The organism is Marinobacter daepoensis DSM 16072 (assembly GCF_000421165.1).
GTDB lineage: Bacteria > Pseudomonadota > Gammaproteobacteria > Pseudomonadales > Oleiphilaceae > Marinobacter > Marinobacter daepoensis.
Genome location: NZ_ATWI01000010.1, coordinates 43,158 through 67,249 on the forward strand (window position 1 = coordinate 43,158; position 24,092 = coordinate 67,249).

Here is a 24,092-nt window from a genome sequence, read left to right on the forward strand (position 1 = left end):
GTCTAGCAGAGACCGGCCACCGCCTTGAGCGCACGTTCCCGCTTGCTGCCAAATCCAAGCTGATCAGGATTGGCCAGTTCAAGCTGCTGGACCAGAGGGTCCGGATGGCTGTTTTCATAGGTGATGCCGAGGCGGGCCAGTACATACGGTGCGAGCGCGGCCCGGGTTTCGATGCTGAGCAGGCCGTTGGTCATGCCGTAGTCCCTGGCAATAATCTGCTGCTGGGCCTCGGTCAGTCGATGGTCCGGACTAATATCCAGAACCACTTTCCGTTGCCAGTCGCTGTCCTGATGGGCTGTGTGTTTGGCTTTCTGGCGCAGGGCTTCGGTCCGGCCGTGGAAGCGACTGAGGGCAAAGTCCCGGAACTCACGGTTGGCATTGCACCAGGCGCGGACATGCCAGCCGCTGCCGGAGCAAACCAGAGCATGAGGCTCAAGGACGCTCTCGGCGGCCTCCGGACGGCTGAGGGAAACGTAGCTTGCAGTCAGTTGGCGGTGGTAGCGCGTGGCGGTCACCACGGCACGCATCACCTCGGGGTCGATATGACGAACCGCTTCAGGAATGACAGCATTACCTGGCAGGCCCAGCTCCAGATCGGAGAAGGTTTCGCTCAGGTTCTGTTGGCGAGCGAGCAGGTCCTGATATTCAGAAACGTTGCCACGGGTGACCACAGGCCGGAATTCGGGCGCCGGAACATAGCCCTTCAGGTGTCGGTCATAAACCAGGTTGCCCGGAGCCAGTTCACGCAGATAGGTATTGATGTCCTTGGAGGCCTGCTGTCGACCGATGCCAAAACTGTGGCAGATATGGTTGGTGGTCAGCCGACCCTCCCATAGGGCAATGATCTCGATGAGTCGATAGCGAAGCAGTAAATCCCAGCGAATGGGCCAGTCCGTTTTCTTCATAACCAGGCGCTCACGGTCCAGTAGATTGCATGGCAAATATGTTACCCGCTCCTGCCAACCGGGTCTGTTACGACCCATTAATGTAAAACATTGTTAAATGGTGTGTTGGAGCGGGTTCTGGGTCTCGGCAACTCCCTAGTAGCACGGTGAGGCAGTGGTTGATTAAATGCCCACCAGCAGAAATCCATAATGTTGCTATCTTTTATTTTTGTTACTCACTGTAACTCTGACAGGCGGAGCCCTACATGACCCGGATGGTTGTGTCTTTATCAGCGCTGATTCTCAGCATCGTGCTTCTGGTCAGCGGCAATGCGTTCCTGATGACGCTGTTGGGTATCCGCCTGAGCATTGAGGAAGTGGCTGCCGATGTCATTGGCTGGGTAATGGTCTGTTACTCCATCGGCTTTGTGCTCGGAACGCTCTATGTCCACGAGATTATTGGCCGGGTCGGTCACATTCGCGCCTTTGCCGTGTTTGCAGCTATGGCCGCCGTAACGGCCCTGATGTACCCGATGGCGATCTCGATGGTGTTCTGGGCGGTGCTCAGGGTGTTGTCCGGGTTCAGCATTGCGGGCGTTCTGGTGGTTATCGAAAGCTGGTTTTCCAGCCGGGCCTCCAATGCCAACCGGGGCGCTCTGTTTGCCGTCTATCAGGTGGTTTTCTATCTGTCGGCGGCGTCTGGACAGTTAATTGTCAATGTGGGAGATCCGGCGAATTTCATGCCGTTTTCCCTGGCCGCCATGCTGCTGACGCTGGCCCTGATACCCTTGTCTCTGACCCGGATGGAAGCGCCCGTCATCGAGCAGGCCAGCCGGATGTCGTTCTTCAAGCTGGCCCGGGAGTCTTTCTCCGGGGTTGCCGGTGCGTTGATCTGTGGTGCACTGATCGGGGGCTTTTACGCGCTGGGCCCGGTTTACGCGACCCTGGTCGGGCTCGATGTGGCCCGCACCTCTACCTTCATGGCCAGTGCTATCATTGCCGCTATGCTTCTGGCGTTGCCCCTTGGGCGATTGTGCGATCGTTTTGACCGGCGCCGGGTGATGTTTTGGGTGGCGATCTCGGCAGCGGCCTCTGCGGGCGGTGTGGCTGTGCTTGGCGCTGCCGACCTGGCGTTGCTGACGTTGATGGTTGGGCTGTTTACCGGTTTGTCGGCGACCATTTATCCGATTGCGGTGGCGATCACCAACGACCGCATGGACAGCAACCGGATCGTCTCGGCCAGTGCAACGTTGTTGTTGAGCTACGGGATTGGCAGCGTAATCGGGCCAGTGATCATGTCGAAGCTGATCAGTCTGATGGGGCCTGAAGGGCTGTTTTACGGAAATGCAGGTTTTCTCCTCGTGCTGGCGGCGATTACCAGCTACCGCATCAGCCATACCGATGATGTCCCGGTGGCCGAACAGGAGCATTTTGTTCCGGCCATGCCTGAGACCTCGCCGGTACTGACCGAGATGGACCCTCGTAATACGGAGTTCCATGAGTCTCCGGAAGTGGAGGAAATGCGGGAAGAGCTGCGTCAGACGGGTTGACGCAGCTTTCGGTTTTCCCCAATTATGTTTCCACCTCCGTATCTGTTTTTATTTCAATGGTTAGCTTACTATTGGTGAATTTCCAATAATGTAAGTTTTTTGTCGGTTTTGGGATAATGTGTGTCTGTCTCATGCCGGGGCACTCATCAGGAGTATTGAACCATGAGAGATCAGTTCCCATTTGCGGTTGCCCGGGTAACCCGCCGTTGGCGCAAAATGCTGGACGAACGCCTGAAGGATCTGGGGGTGACCCAGGCTCGTTGGAGCACTATGGTGTACCTGCAGCAAGGTGGTGAGGGCCTGACCCAGCGGGAGCTGGCCAGCCTGATGGCGATTGAAAACCCGACCCTGGTCCGCTTGCTGGACAGCCTGGAGCAACAGGGATTGATTGAGCGGCGTCCCTGCCCTAATGACCGCCGCGCCCGTAGGCTGCATCTGACCAAGGCTGGCGTTGAGTTTATGGATGAGTTGTCTGAGCGGGCCGCGGCGCTCCGCGAGGAAATGCTCGAGGGTGTTTCCGATAAGGAGATCGAATCTTCCCTGAAAGTTTTCCACAAGATTATGGAAAACGCTGAAAAACAGAAGTGATCTTTGACTGACCAGTCCGTAGAGGGTCTTCGGGCCCGATATGGCGACCGCTGGCGCTGGCTGGCGGTGGTTACCGTTGTACTTGGTACCATGGCGACAGTGCTCAGTGCCACGGTCGTCAACGTAGCACTGCACGATATCATGGTGGAGTTTGGTATCGGCCAGGGACAGGTTCACTGGCTGGCCACCGGTTTCATCGCCGCCATGACCACCACCATGCTGGCCTCTGCCTGGTTACTGGACCGCTTTGGCGTCCGGATTACCCTGAGTGCCGCCATGGCCATGTTCACTCTGATATCCCTCTTTGGTGGTTTTGCGCCGACCCCTGAAACGCTGATTGCTGCCCGCATCGGCCAAGGTGCTATGGCCGGGCTGATGCAGCCCATGGGCATGTATCTGGTGTTTCGTATTTTCCCGGCTGACCAGCGCGGCCAGGCCATGGGTATCTATGGCATGGGCGTTATTCTGGCCCCGGCCCTGGGCCCGGTGTTGGGTGGTTTCCTGGTGGATCAGTTTCACTGGCGCTGGGTGATGTTTGCCCCTGCTCCTGTGACTCTGCTGGGGGTGTGGATGGCCTTGCGGTTCCTGCCGACCCCCAGGGCCCGTCCCGTGCACTATCCGTTTGATCTGGCCGGTATGATTCTGCTCGGCAGCGCCATTGCTCTCACACTGGAAACACTGAACCGGATGCAGAACTGGTCGGGAGAGACTGCGCGTGTTGCCATACAGGTGGCAGTGGTGATCGGGTTGGTTGTCGGTTTTGTGATTCGGGAGCGGCGGGTAAAGCACCCTCTTATTCGGCTGGCGTTGCTGCGTCAGCCGGTGTTTCTCTATGCCACCATTGGTGCGATGGCGCTGGGTCTGGCGCTGTTCGGGTCAACCTACCTGATTCCTCTGTTTGTGCAGACGGCGCTGGGTTTCTCTGCAACCGAAGCGGGCTTGCTCATGTTACCGGCGGGGATTGTGTTGGGCATGGTGTTTCCAGTTGCGGGTCGCCTGGCTGACCGCAAGAGTGCACGGGGGCTGGTACTGTTCGGCATGGTGATGTTTGCGGGCTCAGCCGTTTTGTTTGCGACCACCGGGGCGCTGGTTGGGTTCTTCTGGCTGGCGCTCTGGGCGGTGCTGGGGCGAATCGGAATCGGGTTTATGCTTCCAGCCCTGTCGACCGGCGCGCTCAACCCCCTGCCGCCGGAACAACTGGGCGCGGGCTCCAGCACGGTCAACTTTGCGCGCCAACTCGGCGGTGCGTTGGGGGTCAATGTTGTGGCCCTGACCATTGAGTTTGGGGAGCACCAACAAGGGTTGCCCACCTTTTCGGCATTCGCGTCTGCCTGGTGGTTGATGGCTGTGTTTGTGGCGTTGGCGGCGGTGCCGGTCTGGAAAATGCGGGCCTGAGTTGCGGTTGCCCGTAAGATTCATTACGATGGCGCCACCTTCGGGGGAGTAGCCTCTGTGCCGGTGATCCGGCGCGGACGGTGGTCAACATACTTGCAGCTCAATCTGCATGGCTACCGTGTTCCTGAGCAGGAATTGGCAAGACCTGAGGCAGATCACCTCCAATGGGCGGAAGGTGGGCTGTCTCATGTCTGATAAATCTCCGCCCTGAGGTTCTGCTGTATGGATGCTTTTCTCGCCTCTGCGCTGGCTGTCGCGATTGCTGAGATTGGTGACAAGACTCAATTGCTGTCATTGTTCCTGATCGCCCGGTATGCCAAACGCACCCCTATTATTCTCGGTATTTTCGTTGCGACTGTTCTTAATCATGCCTTGTCTGCCTGGCTGGGTGCCTGGGTCGCGCGCTGGATACCGGAAGCCTGGTTGCCCTGGATTCTGGCCATCAGCTTTGTGGCCATCGCTTTGTGGCTTCTGATTCCTGATAAAGACGACTCGGAAGACTCGAAGTTCCTGGGAATGGGGGCTTTCATGGCCACCACCATCATGTTCTTTCTTGCGGAAATCGGAGATAAAACTCAGATTGCCACGGTTGTGCTGGCGGCAAGGTATACCGAAACGTTCTGGGTTATTATCGGAACAACGGTGGGTATGCTGTTGGCCAACGTGCCGGTTATCATGGCGGGGCGCTGGTTGATGGAGCGTCTGCCACTGGCGATGGCGCGCGTGAGTGCGAGCATTCTGTTTCTAGTCCTGGCGATGGTCACGGTCTGGGCAACAATAATGAACTCCTGAGGCCGCCGCTGGTCAGTGAACGTAGGTTATGTTTAAACGGAAACCAAGTGTTATGCAGTGGAAAAACTGGTTATTTCTTGTCCTGAGCATGAGTTTGCTGTCGCCCTATACGGCGGCGTCAGAACAGGCATCTGACCGTGCTCCCCGGGTTCCGACTTTTATACCCGAAGGTGATCTGGCTGGCGAACTTCAGGTGCTCAGCACCGTTTATGAAGACACATTCGCCGCTATCGGCAATGATCTTGCCCTGGGTTATCTGGAGCTGGTAAAGGCCAACCCGGGGATTGATCCCTGGCTTCCGGGGGATGGCACCATGATCACACTGCCCCGTATGTACGTGCTGCCAGACGTTGAGCGCGAGGGGATTGTGATTAACCTTGCGGAGTATCGCCTGTATTACTTTACGCCGGAGGGGGGCGTTCAGGTATACCCTGTCGGCGTCGGTACGGAGGAGAACCCGTCGCCACTCACCAACGCCGAGGTGACCATGCCGCTGGAGTCCCCGGCATGGTATCCGCCGGCGAGTATCCGGGCCGAGTACGAGGCCTCCGGGGAATACCTGCCGAAAATGATTCCGCCTGGCCCCGGTAATCCTCTGGGCACTCACGCGCTGATGCTGAGTGAGAAAGGCTACCTGATTCACGGTACCAACAAGCAGTTTGGGGTTGGTATGGCGGTGAGCCACGGCTGTTTTCGCATGTACAACGAAGACATCTCCCGCTTTGTCTACCAGATCAAGAAAGGGACGCCGGTTCAGGTGATCCGTGATCCAGTGAAAATCGGCATGTCTGGCGGCGAAGTATGGCTCGAAATCCACCGTCCGAATGAAGACTATTCTGCCAGTGACCGTGAACGGCTCTGGCAGCAGACTCTGGAGAAAGTTGAGCAGTTTCGGAAGCAGCATCCGGAGGTTGACCTGAGGCGCCGGTCTATCGAACTGGCTGTGGACCAGGCTGATGGCATTCCTTCGATGATTGGTGAGAAACTGACCCGCATGGCATCAGACGACGCAGTGGAGTCACCGAAATCCGAGACGCAGGGGGCACCAGAACAGACGCTGTATTTTTGATCATCCTGACAAAGGATCGTGGCGATGAGCAGGAGTGTTCTGATGACCGGGGCCGCCTGATCGCTGTATCTCCGTACGGAGATACATGAAAAGGTCAGGAAGGCGCCGTTTATTGTCGATGCACAGACCGGATGTCGTGCTATGGTGAAGGCAATCGAAGCGGGAAATGCCGGGCATTTTGTACCCGCCTGGCCCCGGGCCCTGATTGGCTTTGTCTTACGACGATTACCGGAGGCCGTGCTGGCCAAACTGTTCTGATCACTCTGGTGGAGGGCGAAATGCGTATGCGCCAGTTCAGAGCAAAGCAGTATACCCGCAGGACAGTGCTCTGGTCACTGGTGTTCCTGGCAGGGGTTCTTTGGGCTTTGTCCGGCCCGTCCCGGCCGGTTCAGGCGCAACCGGAGCAAACCGGCACCGCGTTGGTGCTCTCGGTACAAGGCGCGATTGGCCCCGCCACCATGGATTACCTGATCCGCGGCATCCGGCGCGGAGAGCAGGAAAACGCGGGCTTGGTCGTTATTGAACTGGATACTCCCGGTGGCCTGATGGATTCGATGCGGGAGATCATCAAGACCATTCTCGCTTCAGACGTGCCGGTGGCCACCTACGTTTCTCCCCAGGGCGCCCGGGCTGCCAGCGCGGGCACTTACATCCTCTACGCCAGTCACATCGCCGCCATGGCTCCAGCCACCAATCTGGGCTCTGCGACCCCCGTTCAGATGGGCGGGCTGCCCGGCTCAGGGGAGCCGGAGCCAGAGACGGCGCCGGAAGAATTGACCTCTGACGAGGAGGCGCGTGGGAATACCGAGCACCCGGAAAAACGACGTGGCAACACGGCCATGGAGCGCAAGGTGTTGGAAGATGCTGTGAGCTATATCCGGGGTCTGGCGGAACGCCACGGGCGCAATGCCGATTGGGCGGAGCAAGCCGTGCGGGAGGCGGTCAATCTGGGAGCAACCGACGCGCTGGAGCGGAACGTGGTGGATGTTGTGGCACCAGACCTGCAAGCTTTGTTGACGGCGATTGATGGTCGCACTGTGCGGATGGCGTCCGGTGAGCGGGTTCTTGAAACAGCCGGGCTGGAACTGATCCGGGCGGAACCGGACTGGCGAACCGGGCTGTTATCGGTCATCACCGACCCCAATGTCGCCTATTTCCTGATGATCATCGGGTTCTACGGGATTCTTTTTGAACTGGCTAATCCGGGGGCTGTCGTACCCGGAGTCATTGGCGCCATCTGTCTGATCCTGGCGCTGTTTGCGTTTCAGATTCTGTCTGTGAACTACGCCGGCCTGGCCCTGATTCTGCTGGGGCTTGCGTTCATTGTCGGAGAAGCGTTTGTGCCCAGTTTTGGCGTACTCGGGATCGGCGGCATCGTGGCATTTGTGGCGGGGTCCGTCATTTTGATGGATGGCAGCCACCAGGACATATCCCTGCCGTCCATCGGCGGGACGGCCGTGGTCGCTGGTGGATTCATTTTATGGACGGTCACCCGCTTTATCGGGCTTCGCCGGCGGGCACCGGTGTCAGGGAGCGAACTGCTGGTTCATGAAGCAGGTATTGCGCTGGATGACTTTGAGACTACCTACGAAGGTTACCGTGGCCATGTGCGGGTCAGCGGAGAGCGCTGGAACGCCCATAGCCAGGCCGACATCAAGGCCGGAACCCAGGTAAGGGTGAATGGTATGCACGGACTGACCCTGCTGGTGGTCCCCGAGACGGGCGACACACCCAATGGTCATGGCTCATCATAAACGGCAAACCAAGGAGGCCGTATGAATCTCGGCGACATCATTCCCTACATTGCACCGACGGTTGTGCTGCTGCTGATCCTGGGATCAGCCATCAAGATTCTTCCGGAGTACGAGCGCGGCGTGGTGTTCTTTCTGGGCCGCTTTCAGGGGGTAAAGGGCCCGGGCCTGATTATCGTAATACCGGGCATTCAACAGATTGTGCGTGTTGATCTTCGGGTGATCACACTGGACGTGCCCAGTCAGGATGTCATCTCCAAGGACAACGTGACGGTTCGGGTGAATGCGGTGCTTTACTTTCGGGTTGTCGACCCGGAGAAAGCCATTATCCGGGTGGAAGATTACGGCGCAGCGACGAGTCAGTTGGCTCAGACGACGTTGCGTTCGGTGCTGGGTAAGCACGACCTGGACGAGATGCTGTCAGAACGGGACAAGCTCAACGCGGATATTCAGGAGATTATCGATGCCCAGACGGAGGAATGGGGTATCAAGGTGGCGAACGTGGAAATCAAACATGTGGACCTGAACGAGTCGATGATTCGGGCTATTGCCCGTCAGGCAGAGGCTGAGCGAGAGCGTCGGGCCAAGGTGATTCACGCAGAGGGCGAGTTGCAGGCGTCCAGGAAGCTGGTGGAAGCCGCAGAGGTAATGTCGGTCAACTCTGGTGCAATGCAGTTGCGTTATCTGCAGACGCTGGCCGATATGAGCAACAATAATTCTTCGACGATCGTGTTTCCTTTGCCGATGGATCTGCTTAAGACATTCATGCAGAACCCTCCGTCGAAAGGCGATGCTCCGGAGACGCCCGAGGCTTAACCGGTCGGTTTTCCCTCAGGCACAAAAAAGGCCGGTTGAACCGGCCTTTTTTGCTAGCTGACAGCTTTACTTCTTGCTGGCACGCTCGAGCATACGCTTGGCACGCTCGTTTGCTTCGTCAGCAGATTTCTGAGCAGCACGGGCAGCGGCCAGAGCTTCTTCAGCAGTCTGCTGGGCAGTGCGGGCATTGCTTGCTGCACTGTTAGCAGTGTTCAGAGCGTTGTTTGCAGTCTGCTCAGCGGAGCTGGCAGTTGCATTCGCTTCGTCCAGAGCAGCCTGGTCAGTAGTGGCACAGCCAGCAGTCAGAGCAGTGGCCAGAGCAATCCCGGCGATCGTCAGTTTACGCATTGTAAATCCCCTTATTGGTCGTTTTATTTCCGTGATCCGGAAGCCGTTCTGACGGCCTCCTTCTACTAGGCCCGATAGGCGGTGACTACCGGAGTCGTTAAACAGTGTAAAACACTCAGAGACAAAATGTTAACTAACGATACGTAAATTTTCTTAGCTTATGACAGCAACTTAATCCAGTTTTCATGGAGTTGTCATCAATTGGGCGTGTCAGGGCTCAATCCGGATGGGGGTGCCATTCTGGACCAGCTGCCAGATTTCATCCATGGCTTCGTTGGTGACGGCGATGCAGCCATCGGTCCAGTCCAGCCCGGTATAGGCAAAAGCCATGTCGCCGGCGTTGTTCGGAAGGCCGTGAATCATGATGCTGCCACCGGGATTCAGGCCCCAGGCCTCGGCAAGTTCCCTATCGCGTGGGCTGGGGTAGGAAATGTGGATAGATTTGTAGAAGTCGCTGCTGGCATTGCGCCAGTCCAGGACATAGTCACCTTCGGGGGTGCGTTCGTCCCCCTCATACAGTTTGTGGCCGACCGGGTTGTCACCCAGTGAAATGCGGTAGTGGCGAACGGTATGCTCGCCACTGAGCAAATACAGGCGACGTTCGCCCTTGTTTACCAGGACCTGGGTGATCTCCAGCAACTCGTCCTTCACTCCGGGTTCGGTGGGTTCCGGCAACAGCCGGGTTTCTGCCCGTGCCAGCAGTTCGGACGCCGGTGCTGAGATGGCGATCAGGGACAGTGTGATGGTCAGCAGAACTCGAACAATCATGTGACTCGCGCAAATGCCTGAATGGTTAAACTTTGTTCATGCCGTTTATACCATAGCCTGCTGTGAGGGTGATAAGGGGTTGTGTTACAGATCTTGGCTTTTTTTGACGGCTTCAGGATCAGGCCAGCTTTTTCAGGCCAACTTTGGTGACCCGGTCGGCGTCGGTCGCCCGGGCTACCAGAGTGACCCGGCCAAGTACCACTTTGTCGCCAACCACCGGATGGCCTTTGGTGCGCTTGGCGAAACACTCGGCCAGGGACAGGTCGGGAGACAGCCCGTCAAACTCGATGTCATACACCTGCTCTACATCCCCCAGCAGGGCATCGCCGTTCAGAACAAAGTCCCCGAAAAAGGCCCGTTCTGCCAGGTGTTGAGGCGTCTGTCGACCGCTCAATGCCTTACCGAGGTCCGGGAGCAGGGCCGGCGTGGCAAACATGGCAATGACATCGCCCGAAGCCACTTTCAGTTCCCGGCGGGGCTGCAGGCACTTTCGATCCCGGAAGACACCGGCAATGGCGGTGTTGTCGGGGAACCGGAGGTGGCCAAGGGGCCTGGGGTTCTCCCAGACTTGACCGCGCAGGGGAAACAGCATCAGTTCGTGATCTCCTGCAGCGGGGACATCCAGTGGCAGCCGCCGGTAAGGGCCTTCACCCGCCGGGACTTCGAGCTTCAGAAGACGGGCCAGCGGTGCCATGGTGGTGCCCTGAACCAGCAGAGAAACCAGGACGATAAAGAAGGCCGCATGGAAGACGAGTTGGGCATCCTGAAGGCCGGCAATCACCGGGAACAGGGCCAGGACGATCGGCACTGCCCCTCGCAGGCCAACCCAGCTGATAAAACCGAGTTCCCGCCGGTTGAAGCCAAAGGGCCAGAGTGTCAGCAGAACCGTGATCGGCCGGATGACAAAAATCAGCGCCAGCGCCAGAACCAGCCCCGCGCCGGCCAGAGGGATCAGTTCCGATGGGCTGACCAGCAAGCCCAGGATCAGGAACAGGCAAAGCTGGGCAAGCCAGGCCAGGCCATCGTGTACCTGAAGGATCATGGGCATCATCCGCACCTGCCGGTTACCGATTACCACCCCGGTGAGGTAAATGGCCAGAAAGCCGCTGCCACCAATAGCGTTGGTGGCGGAGAACACGGCGATGCCGGCTGCTGCAACCAGCAGCGGGTAGAGGGAGGGTGTCAGTTGAATCCGGTTGACCAGCTGAACCACGGCAAAGCCGCCGGCAAGCCCGGCCAGTGTGCCAAGGCCGAATTGTTGTAGCAGCATTAGCAGGCCTTGGGTCAGCGCGCCCTCCTCATAGCTGCCAATCAGCGTGACCAGCAGCAGGGTCAGGAAAATGGCCATCGGATCGTTGCTGCCGGATTCGATTTCCAGTGTCGCACTGACCCGTTCGTTCAGGTGCAGTCCCCGACCCTGAAGCAGCGAGAAAACGGCGGCAGCGTCGGTGGAAGAAATGATTGCCCCGATCAGCAGTGCCATAAGCCAGTGCAGATCGAACACCCACCAGGCCACAACGGCCGCGCCGCCTGCGGTCAGAGCGACACCCAGGGTAGCCAGCATCAGGGCAGGTCGAAGGCCAACCCGGAAGGTCTCTACGCGGGTGCGCATGCCCCCATCGAGCAGGATCACCCCCAACGCGAGGTTGGCGATCAGGAAAGCGAGCTCAAAATTATCGAACTCAATGCCGCCCGGTCCGTCTTCGCCCATCATCATGCCCACCACCAGAAAGACCAGCAGGACCGGCATACCGACCCGGCTGGACAAGGGGCTAAGAATGATGCTGATGACCAGCATCAGGGCGCCAATCAAAGTGAGAGTGGGATCCATCAGGCTCCAGACCAAAGGGGCTTGCCCGAACGCACGTCCGGGCTTATATTGCTGTAGCAATCATTATGCAGGCGGGCGTAGCTCAATGGTAGAGCAGAGGCTTCCCAAGCCTACGACGTGGGTTCGATTCCCATCGCCCGCTCCAGTCTGCGCCGCGCGTCAGTGCAGCTTCAGGCGCGGGTGCATGGCCCGGCTGATCTTATCCATTAACCAGATCACCCCGGTCCGAAGGAACCCGTGGAGTGCTACCTGGTGCATCCGGTACAGAGATACGTAAAACAGCCTGGCCACCTTCCCTTCAATATACATGCTGCGGCCTGACAGGTTGCCCATCAGGTTACCCACGGTGGTGTATTTGCTGAAATTGATCAGTGAGCCATGGTCGTTGTACACAAACGGCACGGCCTCCTTGCCCTCCAGCCGATGACAGAGTGTTTTGAACAGGGTGTCGGCCTGCTGGTGGGCGGCCTGTGCCCTGGGGGGCACCGGTCGGTCCGAGTCGGGTTGCGGGCAGGCCGCGCAGTCGCCAAAGGCAAAGATGTCCGGATCCTTGGTGGTTCTCAGGGTCTGCTCGACAATTAACTGATTTCCGCGATTGGTTTCCAGGCCATCCAGCTCTGCCAGGAAAGGGGGCGCTTTGATGCCAGCGGCCCAGATGGTCATCTCTGACGGCAGTTCGGTGCCGTCTTTCATGATCAGCCTGTCATTCCGGACTTCGCTGACCGGTTGGCCGGTCAGTACCTGGACTTTCTGTCGTTCCAGTTCCCGGGTGGCGGCGGAGGATAACCGGCCGGGCAGCGCGGGCAGAATACGGTCCGCGGCTTCGATGACACTGATGGATACGTCGGAAGATTTGAGGTGATTCATGCCATAGATTGGCAGTTCCCGGGAGGCCAGCCGCAGCTCGGCAGCCAGTTCCACGCCGGTGGCACCCGCCCCGATGATGCTGATGTTCAGAGTGTGAGGCTGGCCTTGAAGGGCTTCGTGATTCTTGCGCAGAAAGGCATTGAGCATCAGATTGTGAAAGCGCCTCGCCTGTTTCAGGCTGTCCAGAAACAGGCAGTGTTCCTGGGCGCCAGGGGTGCCAAAATCATTGGCCGTGCTGCCAACGGCAATCACCAGGGTGTCGTATTGCAGGCGCCGCTCCGGCACGACTTCCTGTCCGTCTTCATCCCGGAAGGGCGCGATAATGATGTGTTTGTTGGCTCGATCCAGGCCACTCATGCGCCCGAGCTGAAACTCATAGTGGTGTTTGCGGGCATGGGCACGGTAGTTGATTTCGTTGGCGTTGGCATCCAGAGAGCCCGATGCAACCTCGTGCAGCAGAGGTTTCCAGACGTGGGTGAGACCGGCGTCGACGAGGGATATCCGGGCCTTTTGCTTCCGGCCCAGTTTGTCACCCAGGCTCGTGACCAGTTCAAGACCGCCGGCACCTCCGCCGACAACGACAATATGATGAAGTGTTTCCATGATGTTCAGACCTTTAAGTGATGAGAGCCAAACGCTCTCTGCGAAAACGCTTGGCTGTCGTCACTGGTCTGGTAGGGGCAGATCAGGGTTCTGATACGCGAGCGTATACTAACGCTGATACCAGGGCGAAACAATTGAACCCAAGTGCCGAATGGGTGCGTCGTTGGTACTTTCAGGCTGGACACCGAGCGGTTGCCACTGCTAAAACCTTCCCATCCACAGGACGAACAGATAGGAGAGATAATCGTGAAACTGCAGGTTCGAGGTGTTCAGGAAGGTCAGCCGATTCCTGAGAAGTTTGCGTTCGGTGTCTTCAGTGAGCAGGACCATATGAGTTTTGGCCCCAACCGGAACCCGGAAATGGTCTGGGAAGAAGCTCCGGAAGGTACCAAAAGTTTTGTGGTGATGATGTTTGACCCGGATGTCCCGAGCGTTGCCGACGATGTGAATCAGGAAGGCAAGACAGTTGCGGCGGACCTGCCGCGAGTGGATTTCTTTCACTGGTTACTGATCGACATCCCTGCCAGCCTCAGCCGTATTCCGGAAGGCGAAGACAGCGACGGCGTCAGTCCGAAGGGCAAGGCCTGGGGGGCGGGGCCCATCGGCGTGCGTGGAATCAACAATTACACCCAGTTTCTTGCAGGCAATCCTGACATGGCGGGAACCTACGCCGGTTACGATGGCCCTTGCCCACCCTGGAACGATGAGATCATTCACCGCTACCATTTTGAGGTGCATGCCCTTGATGTGGCGTCGCTGGGGCTGGAAGGTGAATTCGATGGCAATGCCGTACGTGAAGCCATGGCGGGCCATGTCCTGGCCAGTGCCCGAGTGACCGGCACCTACACGCTCAACCCTGCGCTTCGTTCCTGACCCTTCTCCGCCAGGGCCTGTTCCGGCCCTGGCTTCATCAAACTGTCTTGCGGCTGTCACCGGGCTGTCACTGCGTTTTGTCAGGTTAACGACAGGATCCTGAAAGCGGGCCTGACACCACCGGAGGCACCATGCGACAGTATCGCAGTGTATTCATTTCCGATGTCCATCTTGGCACGGCTGATTGCCAGGCCGAGTACCTGCTGGACTTTCTGAACAATGTTCAGTGCGAAACCCTCTATCTTGTTGGCGATATCGTAGATCTGATTGCCATGCAGCGGCGGGCTCACTTCCCCGACAGTCACCGTCAGGTGGTCAATAAGCTGCTTGAGCTGGCTGGTGCCGGTACCCGGGTGGTATACATTCCGGGCAATCATGATGAGTTTTTCCGCCGTTTTTGTGGTCAGACCCTGTCTGGCGTCGAGCTGCTCTACAAGGCGGTGCATACGACGGCCGATGGCCGTCAGTTCCTGGTGTGTCACGGAGATCAGTTTGATCAGGTGGTACGCTGCAGTCCCCTTCTGTTGCTGGTGGGAGACCGGGCCCACGGGGTTCTGCTCCGGCTGAACCGTTGGTTTAACGCGCTGCGCCGGTTGCAGGGGAAACCATACTGGTCGCTGGCGGCCTGGATCAAGAGTCGGATTGGCAAGGCCCGCACTTTTATACGCCGTTTCGAACTGGCCGCCCTGACGGCGGCAGAGAAGGGGCGTTACGATGGGTTTATCTGCGGCCATATCCACTCGGCGGGTTTTCTGCGCAGTGAAGACGGCTTGTACTGCAACGACGGCGACTGGGTGGAACATTGCACGGCGTTGGTTGAAAGGGATGATGGGCGCCTGGAGCTGTTGCACTGGTCCGAAGAGCCGGTCACGCTGAGTCGCGAGCCGGACGCCCCAAACCCGGAACTGGCCGGAGATGCGCGCCCGGTGATCGATGCCTTGCCGGCAGCGTTTCTGGAGCAGCTCAATGGGCCGGCCGGCTGAGCCTTAGTTTTCGGCCCGGTACCGTTCCAGAACGGCGCTCATGTCTTGCCCGAGCTGCTCGAGCTCGGTCGCGGACAAGTTTCGCTCAGCCATGGAGCGCAGGCCCATCAGCTGTCCCTGCAGCAGCCGGGCGAGCCGCCGGCAGTCGGTTCTGGGAGTGAGCTCCCCCTGACGTTGTGCTTTTTCCAGTAACGCGGTGAAAGCATCCTCAATGGCGCTCAGAACACTGTTGGCCTGAGCATACAACGCACCGTGGGTGTTATTGGCTTCGAGCAGGGTTTTGACAATCATGCAAGCCCGGGCTGGTGCTTGCTCTGAGGCCGAGCAGTCCCGGGCAATTTTCTGAAGAAAGGACTGCAGGCCCTCAATGACGCTGGCGTAGCCGGCCATATGACTGGCCAGATCCTCTCCCGCTTCCTTCGTGTATCGTGCAAGTGCCTCTGAAAACAGTTCGTCCTTGCTGCCAAACGCAGCATAGATGCTGCCTGGTCGCATATCCAGAGCCTGCTCGACCTGTTTCATGGAGCTGCCATGGTACCCCTTGTGCCAGAACAGCCCGACCGCTTTTTCGAGGGCTGTTTCCCGGTCATAACTTGGAGGTCTGGACATTTTGTGATCACCTGAGCCGTCGTGAAGCGACACCTGATTGTAGCTTCTGGCGTTGTCGGAACATAGGTCTTCACCATTGGCATATTTCCAGGGTTTTGATTCGGCAAGCTTTTTCCGGGCGCGGTGCAACGGTAGTCGCAGGGGCCTTCAGACAGTCATTGAGAGTGCCACCTTCCATCACGACGTCGGCGAAAGTCGGGAACCTGCCTCCCGGGGGCTGGTCTACTCGGTATAGTGTGTCGAATCCGGCCGGAGTTTCTTTTTATGGCGGCCACTCAAAAAAAACAAAGCGGGATAACAATCGCCAAGTGGTCGTATCTTGAATACACAGCGTATTGATGGATGACCCGGGCAGGCGCGGATATGAACCACAATAAGCTTTTTCTTGTTCTTTTCATTGCAGCCCTTGTTGGCGTTTTTCTGGGGTTCGACGGGCATCAGTTGTTGACGCTGGAAAACCTTCAGGCTCACCAAGAGAGTCTGAGGCAATGGATTGATCAGAACCGGGTGCTGGCGGTTGCCGGTTATGCCGGAATTTACGTTGCTGTGACTGCGCTCTCACTCCCCGGAGCCGCCATCATGACGTTGGCTGGCGGGGCTTTTTTCGGCAATCTTTATGGGTTGGTGACGGTCTCGATTGCATCGACGGCAGGGGCGTCGCTGGCGTTTCTTGTGGCGCGTTTTCTGATGCGGGACACGCTGCGGGAGCGGTATGCCGACACGGTGGCCAGAATGGATCGTGGTATCGGGAAGGATGGAGCCTACTATCTGGCGACGCTGCGACTGGTGCCGGTCTTTCCCTTTTTCCTGATTAACCTGGCAATGGGACTGACGTCGATGAAGCTGCGGACCTACGTGCTGGTGAGCTGGCTCGCCATGCTGCCCGGCACGTTTGTGTACGTGAATGCCGGCACCCAGCTTGGTCAGATTCAGTCCACCAGTGACATTGTTTCCGCTGACTTGTTGCTGTCCTTTGCCCTGTTGGGGGCGTTTCCTCTGCTGGCGAAATTCCTGGTGGGTTTTATTCGGCGCCGAAAGGTGTACGCGGGCTGGCGCAAGCCCGTGCATTTTGATTACAACCTGTTGGTGATTGGCGGGGGGGCTGCGGGCCTGGTGTCCGCATACATTGGTGCTGCTGTAAAAGCCCGGGTGGCACTGATTGAGAAGGACCGGATGGGGGGCGACTGCCTCAATACCGGTTGCGTCCCCTCCAAAGCCCTGATCCGAAGTGCCAGGGCGGCCGATACGTTGCGTCATGCCCATCGGTACGGACTGGAGTCGGTGCCGGTAGCCGGTTCGTTCAGATCGGTCATGCGCCGGGTTAAAGCTGTTATTGCCAGGGTTGAGCCCCACGATTCTCCGGAGCGTTACCGGAAACTTGGTGTGGAGTGTATTAGCGCAGAGGCGAGCTTTGTCTCGCCGTGGACGGTGGCGATCCGGCATAACGATGGTCGCACTGAGCACCTGACGGCCCGGAGCATCATTGTGGCCACCGGAGGAAAACCGTTACTGCCAGCCATTCCTGGCCTGGTGGAGATGCAGCCGCTGACTTCTGACAATCTGTGGAAACTGGAGGAGCAGCCGCAACGGCTATTGATTCTGGGTGGTGGCCCGATTGGGTCGGAGCTGGCTCAGGCATTTGCCCGGCTGGGAAGCCAGGTTACCCAGGTGGAAAAAGGAGACCGCCTGCTTCCCAGAGAGGATGTTGAGGTTTCGGAGCTGATCCTGAATCAGTTCCGGGCGGACGGCGTCGATGTCCGGTTGGGACATTCTGCGGTGTCGTTCTGTAGGGAAAACGGAGAAAAGGTTGCCTGGTGCGAGTACGAGGGAGTGCGAGTACGCATACCTTTCGACGAGGTGCTGGTGGCGGTGGGTCGCCGGGCCAATACGCAGGGGCTGAACCTTGAAGGTATGGGTATTGAGCCTCTGGCCAATGGGGCGGTGCCCGTTGAGGAAGACATGAGTTTGCGCTATCCCAACGTGTTTGCCTGTGGTGATGTCGCCGGGCCCTACCAGTTTACTCATGCGGCGGCCCATCAGGCCTGGTATGCCGCGGTGAATGGACTGTTCGGGCAGTTTAGGCGCTTCCGGGTGGATTATCGGGTGATGCCCTGGGTGACCTTTACCTCGCCGGAAGTGGCACGTGTGGGGCTGAGTGAAGCGGAGGCCCGGGCCCGCGGGGTCGCCTACGAGGTGACGCGTTATGGCCTGGATGATCTGGACCGGGCCATTGCGGATAGTGATGCTTTCGGTTTCATCAAGGTGCTGACACCGCCGGGCAAAGACCGGATTCTTGGGGTGGTGGTGGTGGGTGCGCGCGCCGGAGAGATTCTGGCCGAGTTCACTCTGGCTATGAAGCATGGCCTCGGACTGAACAAGATCCTGGGCACCATTCACCCCTACCCAACCTGGAACGAGTCTGCCAAGTACGTGGCTGGTGAATGGAAAAGGGCCCATGCGCCCGATGGTGTTCTGGCGTTGCTGGAGAAGTTTCACCGGTGGCGTCTGGGCAAAAACAAAAACAGCGTAAGGAGCAAGAATTCTCATGCCCCTGACCAAGGCCCGAAGTAACAGAATTCCGGTGGTTGAAGTGATTGAACCCCGGGCTGTTGATAGCTGGACTCACACCCGTAGCGGAGCGCCGAGGGGGTACATCGACGCAGACAAGCTTAAAGAACTGTGGGTTCATACTGGCACCGCCTGCAACCTGGCCTGTCCATTCTGTCTGGAGGGTTCGCACCCGGGCGACGGCCGGATTCCCGGAATGATGCTCAGTGACGTGAAGCCCTATTTTCACGAAGCTCTGGATATGGGCGTGGAGCAGTTCTCGTTTACCGGCGGCGAACCGTTTGTCATCCGGGATTTTGTCAACATTCTGGATTATGCCAGCCGGCACCGGCCTTGTTTTGTGCTGACCAATGCGACGGAGCCGCTATGGAAGCGGCGCCATCAGGTGATGCCGCTCAAGAACAACCCCTACCCGGTCCATTTCCGGATCAGTCTGGATTTTCCCGATCGTGCCCGGCACGACCGGGACCGGGGGGAAGGCAGTTTCGACAGGGCCCTTGAGGGGATTCGATGGCTGATCGGGCAAGGGTTCAGGGTGTCGATTGCCCGGCAGACAGACCTGAATGAGGTGCCGGGGGATGTGGAAGCGCGGTTCCGGGTTCTGTTTCGCGAGAAGGCTATTCCGGAGAACCTGGCGTTTACAGCGTTCCCGGATCTTGGGACGCCGGGTTCGGAAGACGGTAGCCCCGAGATTACGGAAGACTGCATGGCAAAGTATCCGACTCCGGCGTCCAGGGCGCACTTCATGTGCACGCATACTCGTATGCTGGTGAAGAAGGGGGAGCGGGTGCGCGTGTACGCCTGCACGCTGGTTGATGACGATCCTCAATACGACCTCGGAGGCACCCTGGCTGAAAGCATGAAAGAGCGGATTATGCTGAGGCATCACCGGTGTTTCGCCTGCTACCGGTTCGGGGCCAGTTGTTCGGCGCCGGGAGATTGATCAATGCATCTTTAAGGGTGTCGGGGCCCTACAGGCGGTTTCAACAGAGTAAGGTGGTCCAATATTTGGAGGCCTAAACAATAACGAATGGTGAGTAACCCGTAATTCGTTTCCGGCGGTCGTTTTGTGGGGCTGGCCTTTAGTGCTGCAAACAGTTTTGGTGCGTTTTGGGGCTTTCGGTTTTTTGCCCGAAGTGCGCTTAGACCTTGTGAGAAGAGAGCGATTCCTTCTCCTGAGCGATGCTTCTTTGGCTCTTTTCAGAGTTAACCTCTCCTTTTTCCTTCCGGAATTTAATCAGCTTGTCACTGTCAGGTGCTTCAATCCGAGATATTCTCTGTGGGTGCCCGTTGGTCCGCTGGAGGTTTGGCGCTCAGGGGCAACTTGAAATATATTTTGTGGTCTATATAATTCAGCACTAACTTTTGGAACCGAATTGATCACGTTATGACATCAGAAGGATCGACTACCACCGCCATCGCCCTGCGTAAACCCACAAAGGATGATGGCTTCAGGCTTCACCAGCTGGTTGCGGAATGTCCGCCGCTGGACCCCAACTCGATTTACTGCAATCTGTTGCAGTGCAGTCACTTTGCTGAGACCGGCGTGGCTGCGGAGAAGGACGGCGATCTGGTCGGCTTTATCTCCGGATATATCCCCCCCCAACAGCCCGAAACAGTGTTTGTCTGGCAGGTGGCCGTTCACGAGAAAGGTCGTGGGCAAGGCCTTGCGAAGCGGATGCTCAAAGACATTGTCAGCCGGGACGCGTGCCGGAATGTCACGCACCTGGAAACCACCATTACCGAAGACAACGAAGCCTCCTGGGCGCTGTTCCGTTCTTTTGCCCGCGATCTGGGCGCCGAGCTCAGCTATCACGAGCATTTCGAACAAGAGACCCATTTTGGCGGCCAGCACGATTCGGAGTTTCTGCTGCGCATCGGGCCTTTCACCAAGCCTGCCTGAAAGTCCGGAGCCTGCGCCTGAAGGGGGCGAGCCACCGACGAATTTGTAGTAGCCGGCGGCCACCCGGGGTGGGTCTGCGGCTTAAATCAACGCTCGGCGGGCCTGTTGCGACCGACACGTTTTACCGACAGGCCCCCGCGCATTTACCTCGAACCTGACATGCTAAGAGGCAAGACAATGGAAATTTTTAAATCGACTGAATCTGAAGTTCGCGTGTATTCCCGTGCTTTTCCGGTGATTTTCAACCGCGCCAAGAATGCGCATCTTTACACCGAAGACGGCAAGGAATACCTGGACTTTCTGGCTGGCGCGGGCTCTCTGAACTACGGCCACAACAACGATATCCTGAAGAAGGCTCTGCTTGAGTACATTGAAGCGGATGGGGTAAGCCAGGGGCTTGACCTGTTCACCAAGGCCAAGCACGACTTCATGGAGTCGTACAAGAAATACATCCTGGATCCCCGGGGGCTGGATTACAAAATGCAGTTCACCGGCCCGACCGGCACCAACTGTGTGGAAGCGGCCATGAAACTGGCCCGTAAGGTCAAAGGCCGTACCAACATCATTTCCTTCACCAACGGGTTTCATGGTGTGACCACCGGTGCCGTGGCGGCGACCGGAAATGAGCATCACCGTGGTGGTGTCGGCATCCCTCTGGGCCACGTCGATTTCATGTTCTACGACGGATACCTGGGTGAGGACGTTGATACCCTGAAAATCATGGATAAAGTGCTGTCAGACAGCTCTTCCGGCGTTGAACTGCCGGCGGCTGTGATTGTTGAGGCGGTTCAGGGTGAAGGAGGGTTGAATGCTGCCCGTGCTGAGTGGCTGAAGGGGCTGTCTGAGCTGTGTGCGAAGCACGACATTCTGCTGATTGTCGACGATATTCAGGCGGGCAACGGCCGTACTGGTGAGTTTTTCAGCTTTGAGTTTGCCGGAATCAAGCCGGACATTGTAACGGTCTCCAAATCCCTCAGTGGCTATGGCCTGCCGATGGCTCTGGTGTTGTTCAAGCCGGAACTGGACGTGTGGGCATCCGGTGAACACAACGGGACGTTCCGGGGCAATAACATGGCCTTTGTCACCGCCCGGGCTGCCATCGAAACCTACTGGAAGGACGATGCTTTTGCCAACGAAGTAAAAGCCAAGACCAAAGTGCTGGGGGATGCGCTGCAAGCCATCTGTGACCAGTATCCGGGTGAGTTCCGGATGAAAGGCCGGGGCCTGATGCGGGGCATTGAAGCCAAACACGCCGACCGGACCGGGCCAATTACCAAGCGGGCCTTTGAGAAGGGCCTGATCATTGAGACCAGCGGTCCGAACGATGAAGTGATTAAATGTCTGATGCCGCTGACCACCAGTGAAGATGATCTGCGCCTGGGCGTGAAAATCCTGTCTGAAAGTGTTGATGAAATCATGCAGGTAGGTGTCAGCGAGGCGTCGTAAGGCGCCTTTGACCCGACAACACACACTGCAGGATACAAAGGCAACGACATGACAACGGCACAACATACCGTCGAGAAAGTTGGCGGTACTTCCATGAGTAATTACGAGGCCGTGCGCGACAATATCATTATTGGCAAGCGCAAGAAGAGCGACCTCTACCAGCGGATTTTCGTGGTGTCTGCCTACGGCGGCGTGACCAACGAGTTGCTGGAACACAAGAAAACCGGTGAGCCGGGAGTTTATGCCCTGTTTGCGGATGCTGAATCTGACTGGGCCTGGGGGGACGATCTCACCAAACTGATCCAGTTGCTGACCGATATCAACGGTGAACTGTTCACCGATCCGATGCTAAAACAGCAGGCGGATCAGTTCATCACGGATCGAATTGAAGGGGTTCGTGGGTGCCTGATTGACCTTCAGCGCCTGTGTTCCTATGGCCAGTTCCAGCTGGAGGAGCACCTGTTGACCGTCCGCGAAATGCTGGCGGGTATCGGTGAGGCTCACAGTGCGTTCAACACCGCACTGAAACTTCAGCAGGAAGGCATCAATGCACGGTTCGTGGACCTGACCGGATGGCGAGACAGCGAGCTGCTGCCGCTGGATGAGAAGCTCCGACAGGCGTTTGATGCCATTGACCTGAGTCGTGAACTCCCCATTGTGACCGGGTATGCCCAATGCAAGGAAGGCCTGATGCGGACCTTCGACCGGGGCTACAGCGAGATGACCTTCAGCCGGGTTGCGGTGATCACTAACGCCCGCGAAGCCATCATTCACAAGGAATACCATTTGAGCTCCGCCGACCCTAAGGTGGTCGGCGAGGACAAGGTGGTTCCTCTGGGGCGCACCAACTACGATGTCGCCGATCAGCTGGCCAATCTCGGGATGGAAGCCATCCACCCGCGTGCGGGCAAAGGGCTTCGGCAGAATGAGATTCCGCTGCGGGTCATGAATACCTTTGAGCCGGAACACACCGGGACTCTCATTACCGGGGATTACATCAGCGAAAAGCCTCAGGTGGAGATCATTGCCGGTGCCAAAGGCGTTTTTGCCATTGAGGTATTTGATCAGGATATGCAGGGGGAGCCGGGCTCAGACCGGAAAATCCTGGACGTGATGACCCGTTTCAAAGTGCGTTTCATGTCCAAGGACACCAACGCCAATACCATCACTCACTATGTGGACACTACGCTCAAGCACGTGAAGCGGGTGGTGAAGGCGCTGGAAGAAGTGTTTCCCAATGCCGAGGTCAGTACCCGTAAAGTAGCCCTGGTGTCGGCCTGCGGCAGCGATATGAAGGTGCCAGGCATCCTGGCCCGGTCTGTGAAGGCGCTGGCGGACAAAGACATCAGTGTTCTGGCGATTCATCAGTGTATGCGACAGGTGGATATCCAGTTCGTGATTGATGAGGATCATTACGATCAGGCGATCGTGGGATTGCATGGGGCGTTGATTGAACCTCATAACCACGAGTATGCCATTGTGGCGGCCTCAACCAGCGCCTGCTAGGCGTTAGCCACAGGCGGGATTGGTCGCTTGCCAGCCGACTTACGTCTGTGAGTCAGCTGGCGGTCGTATCTGCCTCTCCCTCCCTGCCCCTTCAGCCCTTGTTCGCGAACTGTCTGCACGGAGCCTGAGTCAGGCTCCGTGCAGCAGGAAGAACCAGCCGGCCACCGTGAGCTGGCAGGCGACGACGACGGTGGTCAAACAGAGCCTCAGTTTCAGATACCAGCCAGGCCAGTAGGCTCTCATCCAGCGGACATCGACCAGATAAAGCAACAGGAAGGCGAGACTGTACAGGAGAATCTTGTGCGGCGTTTGCAGCAGGAGCCCAAGGCCGGCGGCCACAAAGAACAGCTGGCTCAGTAGCATGGTTACCAGTGGTGACTGGGGGTACGTACGATGCTCCAGCTGCATGGCAATCGGCCAGTAAATACCCGCCATAAACGCCAGAATGCCAGCGCTGTACAGATAGAACCAGGCCAGAATGGACACACTGCTGGCGGGCATCAGAAACAGCCCTGCGGCTCCGAGCACAAACGGAACCAGACCGGCCAGGCCAACAAACACCGCCAGGCGAGCCACGGAGATCACGAGCGCCGCCTCTGTATCTGTATGCGCAGGGGCTCCACATCGGTCTCGGTCATGCCGATCATTTCATGATAAGCCGAAGGATGAACGACCTCGGTTTGCAAGACCGTAAAGGCCGAGAGCAACGCCTGAACCTGCGCGGTACTGCGAAACAGGCAGGCCTGGCCGTGACGATCCGACAAGACTTTCAGCCCTTCAGGGCCATGCAGTCGGGCGATGTACTGTTGGCCTTCCAGGGAGAGAATCTCCAGCCGGTCAATCACCAGGCTGTGCTGTTCGTTGAGTTGATCGAGGGTAATACGCACCGTAAAACTCCCAAAGTCGCGTGTCTGGGAGTTTTACGCGAGACTGGACCGGTAG

At 57.8% G+C, this 24,092-nt stretch carries 22 protein-coding genes and 1 tRNA gene; 15 read left to right on the forward strand and 8 right to left on the reverse strand.

What is annotated here, in order from left to right:
• Positions 1-2 precede the first annotated feature (2 nt).
• The gene (locus K325_RS0110035; RefSeq protein ID WP_029654133.1) at positions 3-905 is read right to left on the reverse strand and encodes a BrxR family helix-turn-helix transcriptional regulator; all 903 of its coding nucleotides are present in this window, start codon (positions 903-905) and stop codon (positions 3-5) included.
• A gap of 245 nt (positions 906-1,150) precedes the next feature.
• Here K325_RS0110035 and K325_RS0110040 point away from each other — a divergent pair, with 245 nt between their 5' ends.
• The 7 genes from K325_RS0110040 (at position 1,151) to K325_RS0110075 (ending at position 8,845) form a co-directional block, all read left to right on the forward strand.
• Entirely contained in the window at positions 1,151-2,434 is a 1,284-nt protein-coding gene (locus K325_RS0110040; RefSeq protein WP_029654134.1) for an MFS transporter, read from the forward strand.
• Positions 2,435-2,596: 162 nt separating this feature from the next.
• The gene (locus K325_RS0110045; RefSeq protein ID WP_029654135.1) at positions 2,597-3,022 is read left to right on the forward strand and encodes a MarR family transcriptional regulator; all 426 of its coding nucleotides are present in this window, start codon (positions 2,597-2,599) and stop codon (positions 3,020-3,022) included.
• Between the two features lie 3 nt (positions 3,023-3,025).
• A complete protein-coding gene (locus K325_RS0110050) occupies positions 3,026-4,417 on the forward strand; it encodes an MDR family MFS transporter (protein ID WP_029654136.1) in 1,392 nt (463 codons plus the stop codon).
• Positions 4,418-4,639: 222 nt separating this feature from the next.
• Positions 4,640-5,209: a TMEM165/GDT1 family protein gene (locus K325_RS0110055; protein WP_029654137.1), complete on the forward strand. Its 570-nt coding sequence runs from the start codon at positions 4,640-4,642 to the stop codon at positions 5,207-5,209.
• A 52-nt stretch (positions 5,210-5,261) separates the two neighbouring features.
• Positions 5,262-6,278, forward strand: a complete 1,017-nt coding sequence (locus tag K325_RS0110060) for a L,D-transpeptidase family protein (RefSeq protein WP_029654138.1) — start codon at positions 5,262-5,264, stop codon at positions 6,276-6,278.
• A gap of 278 nt (positions 6,279-6,556) precedes the next feature.
• Positions 6,557-8,032 carry an NfeD family protein gene (locus K325_RS0110070; protein WP_029654139.1) on the forward strand — a complete coding sequence of 492 codons (1,476 nt, stop codon included), beginning with the start codon at positions 6,557-6,559 and terminating at the stop codon, positions 8,030-8,032.
• A 21-nt stretch (positions 8,033-8,053) separates the two neighbouring features.
• Positions 8,054-8,845, forward strand: a complete 792-nt coding sequence (locus tag K325_RS0110075; protein ID WP_029654140.1) for a slipin family protein — start codon at positions 8,054-8,056, stop codon at positions 8,843-8,845.
• A gap of 66 nt (positions 8,846-8,911) precedes the next feature.
• Here the strand turns inward: K325_RS0110075 and K325_RS0110080 are convergent, their stop codons facing one another.
• From K325_RS0110080 to K325_RS0110090, 3 genes are all read right to left on the reverse strand, one after another.
• Entirely contained in the window at positions 8,912-9,193 is a 282-nt protein-coding gene (locus K325_RS0110080) for an Lpp/OprI family alanine-zipper lipoprotein (RefSeq protein WP_029654141.1), read from the reverse strand.
• Between the two features lie 210 nt (positions 9,194-9,403).
• Entirely contained in the window at positions 9,404-9,961 is a 558-nt protein-coding gene (locus K325_RS0110085) for a L,D-transpeptidase family protein (RefSeq protein ID WP_029654142.1), read from the reverse strand.
• A 118-nt stretch (positions 9,962-10,079) separates the two neighbouring features.
• Positions 10,080-11,792 (reverse strand): potassium/proton antiporter, encoded by a 1,713-nt coding sequence (locus K325_RS0110090; protein ID WP_029654143.1) that lies wholly within the window; start codon positions 11,790-11,792, stop codon positions 10,080-10,082.
• Between the two features lie 71 nt (positions 11,793-11,863).
• Between K325_RS0110090 and K325_RS0110095 the strand changes: the two genes are divergently transcribed.
• Positions 11,864-11,937 (forward strand) — tRNA-Gly (locus K325_RS0110095).
• 14 nt (positions 11,938-11,951) lie between these two features.
• Here K325_RS0110095 and K325_RS0110100 read toward each other — a convergent pair.
• Entirely contained in the window at positions 11,952-13,262 is a 1,311-nt protein-coding gene (locus K325_RS0110100; RefSeq protein ID WP_029654144.1) for an NAD(P)/FAD-dependent oxidoreductase, read from the reverse strand.
• Positions 13,263-13,508: 246 nt separating this feature from the next.
• On the opposite strand from K325_RS0110100, the gene K325_RS0110105 reads away from it, so the two are divergent.
• Both K325_RS0110105 and K325_RS0110110 read left to right on the forward strand, forming a co-directional pair.
• Positions 13,509-14,135: a YbhB/YbcL family Raf kinase inhibitor-like protein gene (locus tag K325_RS0110105; protein WP_029654145.1), complete on the forward strand. Its 627-nt coding sequence runs from the start codon at positions 13,509-13,511 to the stop codon at positions 14,133-14,135.
• Between the two features lie 131 nt (positions 14,136-14,266).
• On the forward strand, positions 14,267-15,118 hold the full coding sequence (locus K325_RS0110110) for a UDP-2,3-diacylglucosamine diphosphatase (protein WP_029654146.1): 852 nt from the start codon (positions 14,267-14,269) through the stop codon (positions 15,116-15,118).
• Between the two features lie 3 nt (positions 15,119-15,121).
• Here K325_RS0110110 and K325_RS0110115 read toward each other — a convergent pair whose 3' ends face one another.
• Entirely contained in the window at positions 15,122-15,727 is a 606-nt protein-coding gene (locus K325_RS0110115) for a TetR/AcrR family transcriptional regulator (RefSeq protein WP_029654147.1), read from the reverse strand.
• A gap of 363 nt (positions 15,728-16,090) precedes the next feature.
• Here K325_RS0110115 and K325_RS0110120 point away from each other — a divergent pair, with 363 nt between their 5' ends.
• The 5 genes from K325_RS0110120 to K325_RS0110140 all read left to right on the forward strand — a co-directional run bounded on the left by K325_RS0110120 (position 16,091) and on the right by K325_RS0110140 (position 23,150).
• The gene (locus K325_RS0110120) at positions 16,091-18,298 is read left to right on the forward strand and encodes an FAD-dependent oxidoreductase (protein WP_029654148.1); all 2,208 of its coding nucleotides are present in this window, start codon (positions 16,091-16,093) and stop codon (positions 18,296-18,298) included.
• Positions 18,273-19,238 (forward strand): radical SAM protein, encoded by a 966-nt coding sequence (locus K325_RS0110125; protein WP_029654511.1) that lies wholly within the window; start codon positions 18,273-18,275, stop codon positions 19,236-19,238. Before K325_RS0110120 ends, K325_RS0110125 begins: the two co-directional genes overlap by 26 nt.
• A 444-nt stretch (positions 19,239-19,682) precedes the next feature.
• Positions 19,683-20,198, forward strand: coding sequence for a diaminobutyrate acetyltransferase (gene ectA / locus K325_RS0110130; protein ID WP_029654149.1), 516 nt, complete (start codon positions 19,683-19,685; stop codon positions 20,196-20,198).
• Positions 20,199-20,375: 177 nt separating this feature from the next.
• Positions 20,376-21,644, forward strand: coding sequence for a diaminobutyrate--2-oxoglutarate transaminase (gene ectB / locus K325_RS0110135; RefSeq protein WP_029654150.1), 1,269 nt, complete (start codon positions 20,376-20,378; stop codon positions 21,642-21,644).
• Positions 21,645-21,692: 48 nt separating this feature from the next.
• Complete coding sequence (locus K325_RS0110140; protein WP_029654151.1) at positions 21,693-23,150, forward strand: aspartate kinase; 1,458 nt, start codon at positions 21,693-21,695, stop codon at positions 23,148-23,150.
• Between the two features lie 129 nt (positions 23,151-23,279).
• Here the strand turns inward: K325_RS0110140 and K325_RS0110145 are convergent, their stop codons facing one another.
• Together K325_RS0110145 and K325_RS0110150 are read right to left on the reverse strand one after the other, a co-directional pair.
• Entirely contained in the window at positions 23,280-23,735 is a 456-nt protein-coding gene (locus K325_RS0110145) for a DUF3429 domain-containing protein (protein ID WP_029654152.1), read from the reverse strand.
• Positions 23,732-24,037 (reverse strand): DUF6482 family protein, encoded by a 306-nt coding sequence (locus K325_RS0110150; RefSeq protein WP_029654153.1) that lies wholly within the window; start codon positions 24,035-24,037, stop codon positions 23,732-23,734. Before K325_RS0110150 ends, K325_RS0110145 begins: the two co-directional genes overlap by 4 nt.
• Positions 24,038-24,092: the final 55 nt, after the last annotated feature.